This window comes from Janthinobacterium sp. Bl 1, from assembly GCF_058215535.1.
On record NZ_CM177086.1, the window covers coordinates 4,217,784 to 4,234,641 of the forward strand.

9 protein-coding genes and 1 tRNA gene are annotated in these 16,858 nt (G+C 61.6%); 7 read left to right on the top strand and 3 right to left on the bottom strand.

What is annotated here, in order from left to right; all coding sequences use genetic code 11:
- Nucleotides 1–15: 15 nt before the first annotated feature.
- The 3 genes from AC4BCN_RS18950 (at nt 16) to AC4BCN_RS18960 (ending at nt 2,608) form a co-directional block, all read left to right on the top strand.
- The gene (locus AC4BCN_RS18950; protein ID WP_034755154.1) at nt 16–228 is read left to right on the top strand and encodes a hypothetical protein; all 213 of its coding nucleotides are present in this window, start codon (nt 16–18) and stop codon (nt 226–228) included.
- On the top strand, nt 228–617 hold the full coding sequence (locus tag AC4BCN_RS18955; protein ID WP_456150235.1) for a nuclear transport factor 2 family protein: 390 nt from the start codon (nt 228–230) through the stop codon (nt 615–617). Before AC4BCN_RS18950 ends, AC4BCN_RS18955 begins: the two co-directional genes overlap by 1 nt.
- A 266-nt stretch (nt 618–883) precedes the next feature.
- Entirely contained in the window at nt 884–2,608 is a 1,725-nt protein-coding gene (locus tag AC4BCN_RS18960) for a methyl-accepting chemotaxis protein (protein WP_490491501.1), read from the top strand.
- Between the two features lie 37 nt (nt 2,609–2,645).
- Here AC4BCN_RS18960 and AC4BCN_RS18965 read toward each other — a convergent pair whose 3' ends face one another.
- Nucleotides 2,646–2,900, bottom strand: coding sequence for a hypothetical protein (locus AC4BCN_RS18965; RefSeq protein WP_490491502.1), 255 nt, complete (start codon nt 2,898–2,900; stop codon nt 2,646–2,648).
- A gap of 146 nt (nt 2,901–3,046) precedes the next feature.
- On the opposite strand from AC4BCN_RS18965, the gene AC4BCN_RS18970 reads away from it, so the two are divergent.
- The 4 genes from AC4BCN_RS18970 (at nt 3,047) to AC4BCN_RS18985 (ending at nt 14,590) form a co-directional block, all read left to right on the top strand.
- Nucleotides 3,047–5,332, top strand: coding sequence for a TonB-dependent receptor (locus tag AC4BCN_RS18970; protein ID WP_490493618.1), 2,286 nt, complete (start codon nt 3,047–3,049; stop codon nt 5,330–5,332).
- Between the two features lie 82 nt (nt 5,333–5,414).
- Nucleotides 5,415–5,501: transfer RNA gene (locus AC4BCN_RS18975), tRNA-Leu, on the top strand.
- A 1,518-nt stretch (nt 5,502–7,019) separates the two neighbouring features.
- Complete coding sequence (locus AC4BCN_RS18980) at nt 7,020–9,287, top strand: phosphocholine-specific phospholipase C (RefSeq protein WP_072453218.1); 2,268 nt, start codon at nt 7,020–7,022, stop codon at nt 9,285–9,287.
- A gap of 260 nt (nt 9,288–9,547) precedes the next feature.
- Entirely contained in the window at nt 9,548–14,590 is a 5,043-nt protein-coding gene (locus AC4BCN_RS18985; protein WP_338679105.1) for a diguanylate cyclase domain-containing protein, read from the top strand.
- 27 nt (nt 14,591–14,617) lie between these two features.
- On the opposite strand, the gene AC4BCN_RS18990 is transcribed toward AC4BCN_RS18985, so the two are convergent.
- The gene (locus AC4BCN_RS18990; protein WP_338679106.1) at nt 14,618–16,117 is read right to left on the bottom strand and encodes a nucleobase:cation symporter-2 family protein; all 1,500 of its coding nucleotides are present in this window, start codon (nt 16,115–16,117) and stop codon (nt 14,618–14,620) included.
- 499 nt (nt 16,118–16,616) lie between these two features.
- On the bottom strand, nt 16,617–16,778 hold the full coding sequence (locus AC4BCN_RS18995) for a hypothetical protein (protein ID WP_161781485.1): 162 nt from the start codon (nt 16,776–16,778) through the stop codon (nt 16,617–16,619).
- Between the last annotated feature and the right edge of the window lie 80 nt (nt 16,779–16,858).

Below are 16,858 nucleotides of genomic sequence, written 5' to 3' on the forward strand. Positions count from 1 at the left end.
TTCTTTGGAGGCAGCATGTCAGACCTGGTACAACACGCCCTGACCCACGCAGGCAAACCAGCCACCACGCCGTGGGTGGTGACCTTGATCAACGGTGAAAAACTCACCGGCCCCATTTCCCCGCTCAGCGACGGCTGCTACGCCATCGGCCTGGGACAAATCAAGTATTTTTCCAGCGACAAGGTCGCCTGCCTGAATGTATCGGGCGCCGGCGCGTTTCCCATCTGATGACGGGGCCGGAGGGGTCGGACGCCACGGATCTGGCGGCACATCTGCAGGCGCTGGAAGCGGCGCTGCAAAGCCAGGCCGTGCGCGCCGACGGCGCCAGGCTGGCGGCACTGCTGGCTGACGAGTTCGTCGAATTCGGCAGCTCGGGCATGCTATGGACGCGCGCGGCGACCTTGGCGGACTTGCCGGCGGAAGACTTTTGTCCGCGCAGCATCAGCGATTTCCAGGCCCGCTTGCTGGCCGACGACGTTGCCTTCGTTACCTACCGCTCGCAGCGCCACGCCAGCGGCACCCTGCCCGCCAGCGCCAGCTTGCGCAGTTCGCTGTGGAAGTGGCGCGATGGCCGCTGGCAGATGACCTTTCACCAAGGTACGCCGATACCTGTCTGAACAAGTATCCGATGTCGAAAAGTTGTTTTTTGACACGCAAAATGTCATTGATTTACTGAATTTTTTGTGCGACAATGAATTTAATAAATAAAACAAATAAATTATTGAAATCGGTTTTTTGAATTAATTCGATCCTCACACCACGAATCCGTGTCCTGGATAGAAAAGCACTGCGCAGGGAACGACCCGCTGCCAGGCAAGCGCCTGCCACTGGTCCCACGCAAGCCCCCTTTCTAATCGTCACCACGTATTTTGGGAGAGACATCATGGATAAATTCACCGTACGCACCCAGCTCACTCTGGCTTTCGGCCTGCTGGTCTTTTTCCTCATCGGCATTTCGATCCTGTCCGTGCGGAGTTTTTCCACCTTCAACACGGGCTTTGAGCAGTATGTCAACGGCATCACGGCCCGCACCAACGCGGCCCACCGCGTGCGTGACGCGATCGACATGCGCGCCGTGGCAGCTAGGAACCTGGTGCTCGTCACCAAACCGGAAGACCTGGAAACCGAACGCAAACAAGTCTTGCAGGCGCACGCCGACGTCGTCAAGAACATGCAGCATCTGCTGCAGCTGGCACAGCAGCCCGAGGTGTCTGATCAGGTGCGCGCCATCATCAGCAAGATCGACGGCATCGAAAAACGCTATGCTCCCGTGGCCCTGGCCATCGTGGACCTGGCGCTGCAAAAGAAAACCGAACAAGCCATCGTCAAGATGAACGAGGAATGCCGTCCCCTGCTGGCCGCCCTCGTCGCCGCCAGCGATGAATATTTCGCCATGACGGACACGCACTCCGCGGTCATCCTGCAGGAAGACAAGGAGCACTACATCCTCAACAGGAATATCCTCATCGGCGCCAGCTTGCTGTCCATCGTGCTGGCTGGCCTGGCGGGCTGGCTCATCACGCGTAGCCTGCTCAAGTCACTGGGCGCCGAACCGAAACAGCTGTGCGACGCCGTCAGCCTGCTTGCCGCCGGCGACCTGACAGGCAAACTCAGTGTTGCACCGAACGATAGCGTCAGCGTGCTGTCGGCGCTGCAGCGCATGCAGGAGTCGCTGACCACGGTCGTGTCCTCCGTGCGCCAGGATTCCGACACGGTCTCGCTTGCCGCCGAAGAGATATCGACCGGCAATAGCGACCTGTCGCTGCGCACGGAACAGCAAGCCAGCTCACTGGAAGAAACCGCTTCCTCGATGGAAGAACTCACCAGCACCGTGCGCAAGAATGCGGAAAATGCCCGCGAAGCCAATGTGCTAGCCACGACCGCATCGGACGTCGCCAGCAAGGGCGGCGCCGTGGTGGGCCAAGTGATGGGTACCATGGACCTGATCAGCGAATCGTCGCGCAAGATTGTCGACATCATCAGCGTCATTGACGGCATCGCCTTCCAGACCAATATCCTGGCCCTGAATGCGGCAGTGGAAGCGGCGCGTGCCGGCGAACAGGGCCGCGGCTTCGCCGTCGTGGCGACCGAGGTGCGCGGCCTGGCCCAGCGCAGCGCCAGCGCGGCCAAGGAAATCAAGGCGCTGATCGACGATTCCGTGAGCCGCGTCGATGCGGGTTCCCGACTGGCGGCGCAGGCGGGCACGACGATGTCCGAGGTGGTCGCCAGTGTCGCCCGCGTCAGCAACATCATCGCGGAAATCACGGTGGCCAGCCAGGAACAGTCCGCCGGCATCGAGCAGATCAACCAGGCCGTCGCTCAGATGGATAGCGTCACGCAACAAAACGCGGCCCTGGTGGAAGAAGCGGCGGCGGCGGCCGAATCCTTGCGCGACCAGGCCAGCCACCTGGTGGAAACCGTGAGCGTCTTCAAGACGCACGACAGCCATGCGGCGGCGCCCGCGCCAGCGCCAGCGCGCGCCAGCCACAAGCCGCTGCGCCTGGTACCGGCACAGGCCAGCAGCAGCGTCAAGCGCCAGGCCGCACCGGCAAAACCCCGTTCGGTACAAGCGGAAGCCGTGACGGCCGGCGATTGGGAAGAGTTTTAATTGAGCAGATCGGGCATGCGGCCACGCATGCCCCGCCTCACACGCACAGGGGAATAGCCGCAGGCCGCGCTTCCCTGTCGCGCTGCAACAACAAGCCCCTTTCCAAAAAAATCCGCGGCAGCTGTTGTATTTCCAGTGCCCGAGCACGGTCAGCACGGCAAAAAACATCGCTCTTTTTGCGCTCCCGCAGGAAACCCCATCGCCATGCCCAGCCGCTGTTGCGCTCGCACAAGCCTGCCGGCACTCCACTATGCACCCGCCAGATATTGACGACAAATACGATTTTATTCATGTATTCAGTCGAAACGGATATGAATAGCCGTCGCTGGAAAATGGCATGAATACCAAAACTTTCCGTGCTAGCATGATTTTTCGTTCAGCTGGCCAGCGCCAGCCTACATGCCCCCAACAACCTCGACCGACAGGAGCCGTTTCATGATGACACCGCATGCCAGCACAGTACGCCACACCCTGATTGCCCTGGCAATCACTGCCGCCTTCCCCTTGCAGGCGATGGCGCAGGACAACATCCCGGCGCCTGCCGCCGACGCCCCTGCCGCTCCGGCGGCACAGGCCGGTCCTGGCCAGCTGGAAACGGTGATCGTGACGGCACAGCGGCGCGCGGAAAACATCAAGGACGTACCCATGTCCATCGCCACCCTGAAGGGCGACAAGCTCGACACCCTGACGGCCGGCGGCGCCGACATCCGCTTTCTCAACAGCCGCTCGCCCAGCGTCTCGGTCGAATCGGACTATGGCCGCACCTTCCCCCGCTTCTACATTCGCGGCCTGGGCAATACCGACTTCGACCTGAACGCCTCGCAACCGGTAGGCCTGGTGATGGATGACGTGGTGCAGGAAAACGCCATGCTGAAAGGTTTTCCCGTCTTCGACGTCGACCAGGTCGAGGTGCTGCGCGGCCCGCAAGGCACCCTGTTCGGCCGCAACTCGCCGGCCGGCGTGATCAAGTTCGATTCCGCCAAGCCCGTCTTCAAGACGGAAGGCTACCTGAGCGGCGGCTTCGGCAAGGATGGCATGAAGAACCTGGAAGGCGCCTTCAACGTACCCGTCAGCGACACCGTGGCCCTGCGCTTTTCCGGCCAGACCCAGCGCCGCGATGACCGCGTGCACAACCCGCGCCCCACCGGCACGCGCGACTTCGAAGGCTATGAAGACAGCGCCGCCCGCCTGCAGGTACTGGTCAAGCCCACGCGCGACTTCAGCGCCCTGTTCAACGTGCACGCGCGCAACCTCGACGGCACGGCCACCTTGTTCCGCGCCAACATCCTGAAACAGGGCACGAACGACCTGGTCGACGGCTTTGATTACGATAACTACCCGACCGACGGCATCAACCGCCAGCACCTGAAAACCAAGGGCGGCAGCATGCGCCTGAAATGGGACTTGCCCGGCGTCACCCTGCATTCGATCACCGGCTACGAAAAACTCGATTTCTTCAGCCGCGCCGACGTCGACGGCGGCTATGGCGCCGTGTACGCGCCGCCAATGGGCCCCGGTTTCATCCCCTTCGTCGTGGAAACGGCCGACGTGATCCCCAACCACAAGCAGATTTCGCAGGAATTCCGCGCCGAGTCGTCTGCCCGCGGCCCGCTGCAATGGATAGCCGGCCTGTTCTACTTCAAGGAAGATATCCAGATCGACAGCATCAGCTTTGACAGCCTGGCGCCCGGCAATCCGCAAAGCCCGAACTACGCGACGCAAAACCAGAGCTCGAAGTCGTACGCGGCCTTCGGCTCGCTCAACTACACGGTGTCGGACGCCCTGAAACTGCGCGCCGGCCTGCGCTACACGACAGACAAGAAGGATTTCTCCGCCAAGCGCGTGGAAGCGACCACGGCCGGCCCCTTCAACCTCAACGACACGTCGCACAACATCAGCTGGGACTTGAGCGGCACCTATGTGCTCACGCCGGCAACGAATGCCTACGCGCGCATCGCCACCGGCTACCGCGCGCCATCGATGCAGGGGCGCCTGAACGGCCTGGCCGACCGCCCTTCGTTTGCGGGTGCCGAGAAAGCGCTGTCCGTCGAGGCGGGCATCAAGCAAGACCTGTTCGACAAGCGCGCGCGCCTGAGCCTGGCCGTGTTCCAGTACCGGGTCAAGGACAAGCAACTGACGGCCGGCAGCGGCGCTGTCAACATGAACCAGCTGCTCAACGCCGACAAAGCCACGGGCCGTGGCGTGGAACTCGATTTCCAGGCTAACCTCAGCGATTCGCTCAGCATGACCCTGGGCGGCAGCTACAACCACGCGGAAATCCAGGACAAGAAGCTGTTCGTGCAAAGCTGCGGCAATGCGCAAAACAACCCGGCCAGCGGCTGCACCGTCACCGACCCGCTGGGCCCGTTCAAGGGTACGGCCTACATCGACGGCAACCCGCTGCCCCGCGCGCCGGAATGGCAGACCAACTTCACCCTGAAGTACAGCATTCCCCTCGCCAATGGCGAGTTCTACGCCTACACGGACTGGGCCTACCGCACCAGCTACAACTTCTTCCTGTATGAAGCGAAGGAATACAAGGCCAAGGAACTGCTCGAAGGCGGCTTGCGCGTCGGCTACAAATGGGACAAATACGAGCTCTCCGCATACGGCCGCAACATCACCAACCAGGTCCAGTCGCTGGGAGCGATCGATTTCGACAACCTGACGGGCATCGTCAACGAACCGCGCACGTATGGGGTGCAGTTCAAGGCGACGTTCTGACGGCGGGTAGATAAACCGGACAGCGTGGCTCAGGCACAAGATGGCGTGATGCACATCACCTGTGCTAGAATCTCGCCGCGCTGCCCGGATGGTGAAACTGGTAGACACTGGAGACTTAAAATCTCCCGCCTGTAAGGGCGTGCCGGTTCGATTCCGGCTCCGGGCACCAGCGCACAGAATTTGGAAACGTCAGAAAAGCCATTAACTCCCAAGGGGTTAGTGGTTTTTTTTCGCCCTGGCATTTCTCTTAATCGAGAGTAAACCCGGCAAAAGCCAGCGGCTAACAATTCTTATCAAAATCGCCTCGATCGGAAGGAAGTTGTGGTCCAGAAGCGCAACTCTACGAAGTACGGGGCCGCCGGAGCAGCAAGCATCTCAGGCCATAAATTACGACGCGCAGGCGGTTTTGACAAGCGTTCTATGCGAGATAGGATTCATTATCAACCATGCAAGTTATGAATTATTGAAATTTAAACTATATGCGCATGCTAAATTGATTCGATCTTCTTGAGGCAAAGAGCGCAATCGAGATGACGCACTCCGCTTCTTTGGAGAAAATCAAAGGAATTTGCAATATTAAGTTTTCAACAGAACATATTGCGCCAAATTATCCATGGCCTTGCTGCGGAAATGAATGCTCGAATTGGTCGGGATAGACGATAAATCAGTACCACTTATTAACCGACGCAAGACCTTGCCAAACGCGGCAAACCGGTCCGCAAGTGTGGAGGAAATGAAGGATCAGGTCATTTTTCATCTACTGCCGGCGCTTCGCAGTGGTCAAGTGGCATGAGGCGCCATGATGGTTTCCATGCTAAAGAGCTGCTTTACATCAACATTGTGGATTGCCGCAAGAATAGACTCCAATGCAGAACGCAGTAATTATATGCATGGCGAGCCGGTGCTTCTATTTCGGTTGATTGCACATCCCAACAAACGTCATTCTCATTACCATATGTCAGGCATTTTTCCTGCGGGTCTACCCACTCATCTTCCTGGATGAAATTTAGAGATTTCATTCAGTTTTCTTAAGGAAGCATTGATTATTTCACCGGTCGCCATTCCCTACGACGCATTGATCTGAGACAATATCGATATCACAATAGGCCGCCATTGATCATGCAAAAAAGCTTTTCCGACCTTGAATACGCCGCCCAAAAAAAACTGCCCCGGCGAATGACTCGCCGTTCGACCATTTGGCACGTCAACCTCGCCAGGAAAGGGAATTGATCAGCATTTCCCTGGCTAACGGTATTGCGGTGCAAAGCAAATACCCATGAACAAACTTGCGACAGTGGCCAAGACTGGGTAATCACACGATGCACCCAGGCAGGTCGTTGCGTTTGCAATCAACTTTTTGCGTACTCAAATGAAAAAAACTTTTGCAACCTTGTGCCTTTCGCGTGACCGCTTCCAGCGCGTATTGCCATTGTCACTGCTATGCGCACTCGCAGCCTGTGGCGGCGGAGGCGGAACTTCGGCGTCGACCCCAGCTCCGATCCTGGTTCCGGGCACGACTCCGTCAACATGCGAGAAATCGCAGTGCGCCCCCTCTCCCTGACGCCATGAACGCGAATCGTCCGATTGGCATCCAGGATAGACGTGCCAGCCCGCGTCAGCTTCGCCAAGCAACCTTTGCCACCTGATCATCTATCCACCAAACATCGCGCCCTGCAGCCACTCCACCATGTCCACAAACAATTCCAAACGCACGTTCCTGCGTAATTCGTTCGGTACGATGGCGTCTATTGCCGCATTGTCCGCATTCCCACCGGCAATCCGTCGTGCCCTGGCGATCGAAGCCAACAACGTCACCGGGACGATCAAGGATGTTCAACATGTCGTCATGATCATGTTGGAAAACCGCTCATTCGACAGCCACTTCGGAACCTTCAAGGGCGTTCGGGGATACGGTGACCGGTTCGCAGCACCATCGCCGAACGGGTACAACATCATGTACCAGACCTATACTCAGGCAAAACCTGCCGGAACGTATATTCCCTTCCGCCTTGATGAAACAAAGGGCAATGCGCAACGCGCCGGCAGCACACCACACACATGGGCCGACTCGCAGGCAGCGTGGGACCACGGCCGGATGAATCGTTGGCCAGACGCCAAAGGCCCCTTGTCCATGGGATATTTCGATACAGCGGAAGTGCCGTTTCAACGCGCGCTAGCCGATGCCTTTACCGTCTGTGACCACTATCACTGTGGCATGCACACGGGGACAATTGCAAACCGGCTATTCTATTTTACGGGCACAAACGGCCCCAACGGCCGGAGCCCCATCGATGGCAAAAAAGTGGAGATCGCTGTACTCAACAACCAGTACAACGGAGGCAATGACATCGGGCCTTCGAGCGAAGGATGGACTTGGACCACCTATGCAGACCGCCTGGAAAAGGCCGGGGTCCGTTGGAAGGTCTACCAGAGTCTGATCGACAACTTTGGTTGCAATGAGATGATGAGTTTTCGCCACTGGCGCGCTGAAATTGAAAAACTGCCCGCCAGTCGCCGTCCACTCCATGTTTCCGCAGTCGACATCACCCAGGATGTCACCCGCGCAGGTCCATTCTATGAATCCAGCATCGACGACGCCCTCAGCCCGTTGGCGAAGGGATTCCACAACACCATGCCCCATGGCTTTCTGGAAACCTTCCGCGAAGACATCAACAAAGGCAAGCTGCCAGCCGTTTCATGGATCATTGCACCTTCGGCCTACAGCGAGCATCCTGAGTGTTCCAGTCCTGCCCAGGGCGGCTGGTATGTCCAGCAGGTTCTCGATGCGCTCACGGCGAATCCGGATGTATGGAGCAAGACCGTTCTGCTGATCAATTTCGACGAGAACGACGGTTTCTTCGACCACCTGCCACCGCCGTGCGCACCATCGGTCAATCCTGACGGCAGCGTCGCAGGTGCCACCACGCTCAGCAAGGCCGACATCGCGGCCGAGTACCACAACCACAAGCCGGCAACCAATCTTCAACCGGGCATTGATGGCCGGCCATATGGGCCAGGACTGCGTGTGCCGATGTGGGTCGTTTCACCGTGGAGCCGTGGCGGCTGGGTCAACTCGCAGGTCTTCGACCATACCTCCGTGCTGCAATTTCTCGAGAAGCGGTTCGGCGTCCTCGAGCCACAGATCAGCGCTTACCGGCGTGCCGTCTGTGGTGACCTGACCTCCTGCTTTAATTTTGTCAACCCGAATGCGGGGGCGTTGCCAACGCTCACCGGGCATGGCAGCAAAGCAGATGTCGACGCGCTGGCACTAAGCCAGAGCACTGCCCGCACGCTGGCGAGACCGTTGGCGTCTACAACATCGAGGTTACCCGTGCAGGCTGGTGGTACCCGTCCATCGCGTGCCCTGCCGTATGTACTGCATGTGACGGCCCGCGCCGACTCAGGCGCAAAAAAAGTGACGCTGGTGTTTGCCAACGACAGCGGCAACCAGGCCGGCGCGGTGTTCCATGTGTATGACGAGCTGCATCTCGACCGGATCCCGCGGCGCTATGTCGTAGAGGCCGGAAAGACACTGGAGGGAAGTTGGGAAGTTGCGTCCGATGGGGGAGCGTACCGCCTGTGGGTGCTCGGCCCCAACGGCTTCCACCGCCACTTTATTGGCGACCTCAAGGAACAGGGCGATCCGAGAGGCCCGGAAATTCAGGCCTGCTATATGACGTGCAGCCCTACTGAACTCGCGCTCAAACTGCACAACAAAAGCAGCGCGCGCTGCTCATTCATAGTAGCGGCAGAAGCATATCGAAGCGACGGTCCCTGGATGGTAGAGGTACCCGCCGGCGAGGTGAGAACGCTTAACTGGTCGTTGGCCGACAGCGGCAACTGGTATGACTTCTCGATTACCTGCAGTACTCAGAAGACTTTCCGGCGCCGTGTCGCAGGGCGAATCGAGAATGGCAAGGATTCCGTGAGCGACCCGTCGCTGGGAGTTTCATAGCTCAAAAATTGATCCTGAAGGTGCAAATAAGACTGCGGCGTATACCCCACCCGGTACGGGGATGCGCCGCAAGTTCGTACTGTCATCACGATAAGTTCCCGCCTCCGCACTAACCTCTCCACTGGCATTTTTACAACACCCCCCATCAACCCGCCGTCTCCCCCACGGTTCCCTGCTGATATAATACTTACAATCAAGTAATATTCCGAAATGTGCGCCTTCCGGCTCCCGCAACCGTCTGTGTACTGCTAGCCCAGCCCATGCGCTCCCTTTTCGATCACGAGATCATCAAACAGCTACACAGCGGTGCCCGCTCACGGGTTTACCGCGCCAGGGCTGCGGATGGTGCCGCGCTGATCGTCAAGAAACCCAATCAGCCGTTCCCCTCCTTTCAGCAACTGGCGCAATTCAAGCGCGAGTATGCGATCGCGCGCCGCTGCCGCCATCCTGGCGTGGCGCATCCGCTGGCGCTGCAGCTGCACGGCGGGTGCTGGACGATGGTCCTCGAGGATACTGGCGGCCAGGCGCTCGACCACGTATTGCGCGCGCAGGTGGCGGCGCGCAGGACGCCGTCGCAGCCCGCATTGGCGCTGGACGACTTTTTCGACATCGCGCTGCAACTGTGCGCGGCGCTGGAGGAGGTCCATACGCATGGCGTGATCCACAAGGACATCAATCCCTCCAACCTGGTGTGGAATGGCGAGCGGCGGCGGCTGCAACTGATCGATTTCGGCATCGCCTGCGAACTGCCGTACGAAAGCCACGGCATCGTCAATCTGCAGACGCTGGAAGGCACGCTGCGCTACATGGCGCCGGAACAGACGGGGCGCATGAACCGGCGGGTCGATTGGCGCGCCGATTTCTATGCGCTGGGCGCCACCTTCTACGAACTGCTGGCCGGCCAGGCGCCGTTCGAGACGGGCGACGAGATGGAACTCGTGCACTGCCACATTGCGCGCAGTCCCGACTGGTCGCACCCGGCGCTGGCAAGCCTGCCTGGCCAGCTGCTGCCGATCATCCAGCGGCTGCTGGAAAAAAATGCCGACCAGCGCTACCAGAGCTTGCAGGGCTTGCGCAGCGACCTCGAAGCCTGCCGCGCGCAAGAGCCGGCGCTGTCGCTCAAGCTGTCCGACCACAACGGCCGCTTCCTCGTGCCGCAAACGCTGCATGGGCGCGAGGATGCCATCGCCGAGCTGCTGGCGGCGTTTGAGCGCAGCGCCGCGGGCAGGTGCGAGATGCTGCTGGTGGCCGGCCATTCGGGCATTGGCAAGTCGGCGGTCATCAACGAAGTACAAAAGCCCATCATCGCCCGGCGCGGCTGTTTCCTGTCCGGCAAATTTGACCAGCTACAGCGCGACGTGCCGTATGCCTCGCTGATCCAGGCCTTCCAGGGGCTGGTGCGCCAGCTGCTCGGCCAGCCCGAGGAAACGCTGCGCCAGTGGTCCGCCAAACTGCACCAGGCGCTGGGCAGCGGCATCGGCATGCTGGTCGAGCTGATTCCCCAACTGGCGTTGATCGTCGGCCCCACGGACCCGATCCCCGCGTCGGCGCCGGCACAGGCCCAGCTGCGCCTCGACCGCCTCTTCCCCCGCTTCGTCGAAGTATTCGCCTGCACCGGGCATCCGCTGGTGCTGTTCCTCGACGATCTGCAATGGGCCGATGCGGCCACCTTGCGGATGATCGAACTGCTGATGGTCTCGTGCGACAAGAGCTGCATGCTGTTCATCGGCGCGTACCGCGACAACGAGGTGAGTCCCGCGCATCCACTCATCGCACTGCGCGACAAGCTGCTCGCCCGTGACGTACGTCTGTCGACACTGTCACTGGGCGCACTGACCGAGCCGCAGGTCGCGCAAATGGTCTCGGCCACCGTGCGCGTGGCTGCCACCGACTGCGCGCCACTGACCAGCATTTGCTACCGCAAGACGGCCGGCAATCCGTTTTTCCTCAACCAGTTTCTCGCTTCGCTCAATGAGACGGGCCAGCTGCGCTACCGGGCCACCGACGATTGCTGGGACTGGGACTTGCCCGCGATAGAACAGGCCAGATATACCGACAACGTGGTCGAGGTGCTGCTGGAGAAAATCCGCCGCCTGCCCATCGCGACGCAGCACCTGCTGCAACTGGCCGCCTCGTGCGGCAACCGCTTCGCACTCGACACGCTCGCGCTGGCAGTGGACCGCGCGCCCCGGAAAACGCAGCAAGACCTGTGGCCGGCGCTCAGTGCAGGCTTGATCCAGCCGCTCGACGAACGCTATAAATACGTGAGTGGCGACACCGATGCGGCCAACAGCGGCGTCAGTTACCGCTTCCTGCATGACCGGGTGCAGCAGGCCGCCTACCTGGTCGCTGACGACGATGCGCGCGCGGCCAACCATCTTCTCATCGGCCGCCTGCTCCTGCGGCATGCGACGCCGGAGCGTCGGGACGAGACACTGTTCGAGATCGTCGAGCAGCTCAATGCCGGCCGCGCGCTGATCAACGATGCGGACGAGCGCGCGCAGCTGGCGATGCTCAATCTCCAGGCCGGCGTCAAGGCACGGCGCTCCGCCGCATTCCAGTCCACGCTGGAGCACATGCGCACCGGTCTCGACCTGCTGTCGGCGCAGGCATGGAGCGTCCACGCCGACCTCTGGCTCGACCTGCAGCTGGGCGCGGCCGAAGCGGCCTATTTGTGCGGCCAGTTCGATGCGGCCGAGGCGATCTACCCGCAGGTGCGCGCCCGTACCCTGATTCCCTTGCTGCAGGTGCGCTGCATTGCCATCCAGGCGCACCAGTATCAATTGCAGGGCCGCCTGCTCGACGCCATTGCCGTCCAGCGCGACGGCCTGGCGCTGCTGCACATTGACATTCCGCACGATGTGACGCAGATGAAGGCGCGCTTCGCCGATATCCTCGCCGACATCGGGCGGCAGCCCGGCGCGCAGGCGCCCGACACCTTGCTGGCGGCCGATGAGATGTGCGAGCCGGACGCGGTGGCCGCGATGCAGATGATGCAGGGCCTGTGGATGGCCAGCTATTACGCCGGCCAGCAGGATCTCAGCGCGCTGATGGTGGTGTCGATGACGCGGCTGTCCATACAGCGGGGGAACAGCGATTTCAGCGCCGTCGCCTATGTCGGCTACGCGATGATGGTGGCGCTGTACAGCGGCGACATCGCGCGCGGCTACGCCTTCGGCGCGATGGCGATGGCGCTGGCCAGGCGCCGTGCCAACCTGCAGACGCGCACGCTCACGGGCCTGATGTTCGGCGCGCTCAGCAACCACTGGACGCAGCCGCTGCGCAGCTCCGACGCCCTGTACGAAGAAGCGTTTGGCTGGGCGCTGGAAATCGCCGATTTCGTGCAGGTCGGCGTGGTGGCGGCCGTGCGCGCCACCGACCGGCTCATCCTCGGCGACTACCTGCCACACCTGATGCACGACATCGAGCATGACTTGGCGCTGATGCGCGCCAACGGCCAGCAGGCGATGGCCGATTGCTGCGTCGCCGCCGCGATCCAGCCGATCAAGTGCCTGATGGGTCTCCTGCCCCGCCACGACAGCTACGACGATGGGGCCTTCAGCGAGGCGCGCTTCCTCGATCAGTATGGCGGCTCGCACCTGTACCGCGCCTACTTCTTGCAGGGGAAGATACGCAACGCCTACCTGTTCGACGGCGCCGACGCCGAACAGCTAGCCGGCCAGCTCGGCAACGTCACCCAGATCATGCGCGGCCAGGCCAAGGTTGTCGAGTGCAGCTTCTACGCCGCGCTGATCCTGATCCGTGCCTTGCGGCGCGATCCTGCGCGCCCCGATGCGGGCGATATGCTGACCGTGATCGGCACGCTGCAGGCGAGTCTCGCCAAATGGGCCAAACAAGGCTCGGACAACAGCAAAGCCAAACACCTGCTGGTGCAGGCCGAGATGGCACGCTACCGGGAAGAGCTGCAACTGGCCACACGTTATTATCAACAGGCGATCGACGCGGCAGGCCTGGCCGGCTACGTCAACATGCAAGCGCTGGGCAATGAACTGTGCGGCGAATGCTGGTTCGACCAGGGACATGCGCGCGTGGCCGGCGTCTTTATCCAGGACGCCATCGCGCATTACGGCCAGTGGGGTGCGCAGGGCAAAGTGGCGCAGCTGCATGCGCGCCACGGCGTACTGTTGTCAAGGATGGAAGGCCGCAGCACGCAGCGGCATTCTGTCTCCCACACGCACGGCAGTTCCGCGCTCGACCTCGTGTCGCTGCTGAAGGCATCGCAGATCCTGTCGAACGAGGTGGGCCTGCGCAAGGTGCTGACACGCCTCATTGCCATCGTATGCGAAAACGCCGGTGCGCAGGTGGCGCGCCTGCTGCTGCTGTCCGAAGGCAGCTACCAGCTGGAGGCCAATATCGATGGCGATGGCGTCACCGTTTTGCAATCGCGCCAGCTCGACCTGAGCGCCGCCAGCGACCCGCAGTTCCCGCTATCGCTGCTGCGCTACGTCGTGCGCACCGGTGCCGAGGTGATCGAAGACTGCATCACGGGCGCTTCGCGCTTTGCCGCCGACCCGTACGTGCAGTTGCACCTGCCGCGCGCCGTCATGTGCCTGCCGATCCGGCACGGCGGCCAGATCGGCGGCATCCTGTACTTCGAGAACAGGCTTGCCGACGCCTCGTTCACGGAAGAACGCGTGGCGTTCCTGCGCATGCTTGGCGCGCAGGCGATGATCTCGATTTCCAGCGCCAGGCTGCATGACAGTCTCGAACGGCGCGTTGCCGAACGCACGGAACAGCTGGAGGACGCCAACCGCAAGCTGGCGACCCTGTCCATCACCGACGGCCTGACGGGCCTGGCGAACCGGCGCCATTTCGACGACGTGCTGCGCGCCGAATGTGCGCGTGCCACGCGCGTCGGCCAGCCGCTTGCCGTCGTCATGCTCGACGTCGACTATTTCAAGCGCTTCAACGACCGTCACGGCCACCAGGCCGGCGACGCATGCCTGATCCGGGTCGCGCAGGCGCTGGCGGCCGGCATGCGGCGCGCGGGCGACCTGACGGCGCGCTACGGCGGCGAAGAATTTTCGATCGTGCTGCCAAACACCGGGGCGGACGAAGCGCGCCAGATCGGCGAAGCGCTACGGCGCGCCATCGAAGAGCTGGGCATCGCCCACGTGAACGCGGATGCACTGCAGGTAACGATCAGCGTCGGCATCGCGGTCCAGTCGGCACCGGGTGCCGCCGATCCGGACGCCCTGCTGCGCCTGGCCGATGCCGCGCTGTACTACGCCAAGGATGCGGGGCGCAATTGCGTGGTGCTGAGAATTCTGCCGCCTGGCTAATCCGCGTTCACGGCGTGGGGCGACTCCTCAATCGCTGCCATGGCTGTTCTCGCGCGCCTGCTCCTGCGCCTTTTCCTGCGACACCAATCCATTGAAGAACAGATTGAGCAGCACGGCAACGATGGCGGCCAGCAGGATGCCGCTGTGCAGCAGCGGCGACAGGGCTTTCGGCATGTGCTGCGCGTACTGTTCCGCCACCAGCGGCAGCATGCCGAAGCCGATCGACAGGGCTACGATGAACAGGTTGTTGCGGTTGCTCTTGTAGTCGACGCCGGCCAGGATGCGGATGCCCGTGGCGGCAACCATGCCGAACATTACCAGCCCCGCCCCGCCTAGCACGAACGCCGGCACGGCTTCGGCCGTCTGCGCAACCTTCGGTATCACACCCATGACCAGCAGGATGACGCCGGCCGCCACGCAGACCCAGCGGCTGCGCACGCCCGTCACGCCCACCAGGCCCACGTTTTGCGAGAACGAGGTGTACGGGAAGGTATTGAAGATACCCCCGATCAAGGTGCCCAGGCCATCGACGCGCAAGCCGCGGCTGATGTCGGCCTGCTCGATGCGCTTGCCAGTCATCTCGCCCAAGGCCAAAAACATGCCCAGCGACTCGATCATGACGACGATCATCACCAGGCTCATGGTGACGATGGCCACCACGTCGAAAGTCGGCATGCCAAACTGAAACGGCGTGACGATGGCAAAAGCCTTGGCGCTGGCCACCTTGGCGAAATCGGCCTTGCCCAGCGCAAACGACAGGGCCGTGCCGGCGATGATGCCGATCAACACGGCGATATTCGACAGGAAACCGCGGCCATACTTGGCCACCAACAAGATGACGGCCAGCACGAAGAAGGCGATGCCCATGTTGTCCAGCGCGCCATAGCCGGGGTTGGCGATCATGGGCACTGGGCCGGCCGGCGCGGGCAAGCCGGCCGCCGTGGCGGCCGCGGCCATTTTGACGAAAGCGGGATCGGCGATCTGCGCCATGGCGGGCGGCCCGCCCATGGCCCAGTTCACGCCCACGCGCATCAGCGACACGCCGATCACGGCGATGATGCTGCCGGTAACCACGGGCGGAAACAGCGCCAGCAATCGACTGATGAAGGGCGCGATCAGCATCGAGACGACGCCGGCGCCGATCACGGCGCCAAAGATGCCCGTGATGCCCAGGGCAGGATTGTTCGCCATGGCCAGCATGGGACTGACGGCGGCAAAGGTGACGCCCATCATGACGGGCAGGCGGATGCCGAAATGCTTGCCTATGCCCAGGGACTGGATCAGGGTCACGAGACCGCAGCAGAACAGGTCGGCACTGATCAGCGCCGCCACCTGCTCGGGCGGCAGCTTGAGGGCGCGCCCGACGATCAGCGGTACGGCGATGGCGCCCGCATACATGACGAGCACGTGCTGCAAGCCCAAGGTAAACAGTTTGCCAGCTGGCAGGATTTCATCGACGGGAGATGGCGCGGCAGGCGTACTGCCGGGCACGCTGCGGTGGATGGATTTCAGACGGGGAGAGGCCATTTACGCTCCACTTCCTGGGTTACCGCGGCCCGGATGGGCGCAGGTGAAAGGGAAAAGCAAGACAGAAACAGGACGGCAGGAACACGACGGTGACGGCTGATGCATGCGAAGCTCCTTGGATGGGACGACCAAGATAGCCATGCATGCTTCGTGCCAGGTGGATTGTATACAGAAATTGTGGCAAAAATCACCAGGGATTGGTCAATTTGACCGTGGATGCACCGTTTTCTCGCATGCCGCCCCGCGCACCTGCACCAGAAGGCGGCAAAGGCGGCGGCACTGGCAGGCCGCTGGTGACTGCTGCTTGGAGTGCCTGTCAATACCTGCTGCCCGTCGTGATTTGCGGCCTGCGATGCTCACTATCTCGGCGGCTCCGTACTTCGTGCAGTTGCGCTTCTTGGGCCAGCAGCGGTGCCAAGCCCTCCTTCCGCCCGCAGCAGTTTTGTTAGTTGCCAGGCATTTTACGCGTTGCCAGGCGTTGTTAGCCTTTGCTAACCGCTTAGCCGCCGCAAGCATCGAGCAGCGATTCCAGCTGGCGTACATGGGCGGCACGCAATTGCTCGCGCGCCAGCAAGGCTTGCACTTGCTCGAAGATGCCGTGCGATGGCACCGTCGGCAAGACGGGCGCGGCGGGGCGCGTGGCTATGCACGGCGCGCTCACGGGCCAAGCTTCCAGCGTCGATGCCGGTGCCCAAGCCGCGCAGCCGGTCAACAAGCTCCCCAGCAATAAAGTAGCTAGCC

Coding starts and splice junctions, on each gene's coding strand:
- AC4BCN_RS18950 (WP_034755154.1), top strand. CDS start 16: ATGTCAGACCTGGTACAACACGCCCTGACCCACGCAGGCAAACCAGCC.
- AC4BCN_RS18960 (WP_490491501.1), top strand. CDS start 884: ATGGATAAATTCACCGTACGCACCCAGCTCACTCTGGCTTTCGGCCTG.
- AC4BCN_RS18980 (WP_072453218.1), top strand. CDS start 7,020: ATGTCCACAAACAATTCCAAACGCACGTTCCTGCGTAATTCGTTCGGT.
- AC4BCN_RS18955 (WP_456150235.1), top strand. CDS start 228: ATGACGGGGCCGGAGGGGTCGGACGCCACGGATCTGGCGGCACATCTG.
- AC4BCN_RS18985 (WP_338679105.1), top strand. CDS start 9,548: ATGCGCTCCCTTTTCGATCACGAGATCATCAAACAGCTACACAGCGGT.
- AC4BCN_RS18990 (WP_338679106.1), bottom strand. CDS start 16,117: ATGGCCTCTCCCCGTCTGAAATCCATCCACCGCAGCGTGCCCGGCAGT.
- AC4BCN_RS18965 (WP_490491502.1), bottom strand. CDS start 2,900: ATGAATAAAATCGTATTTGTCGTCAATATCTGGCGGGTGCATAGTGGA.
- AC4BCN_RS18970 (WP_490493618.1), top strand. CDS start 3,047: ATGACACCGCATGCCAGCACAGTACGCCACACCCTGATTGCCCTGGCA.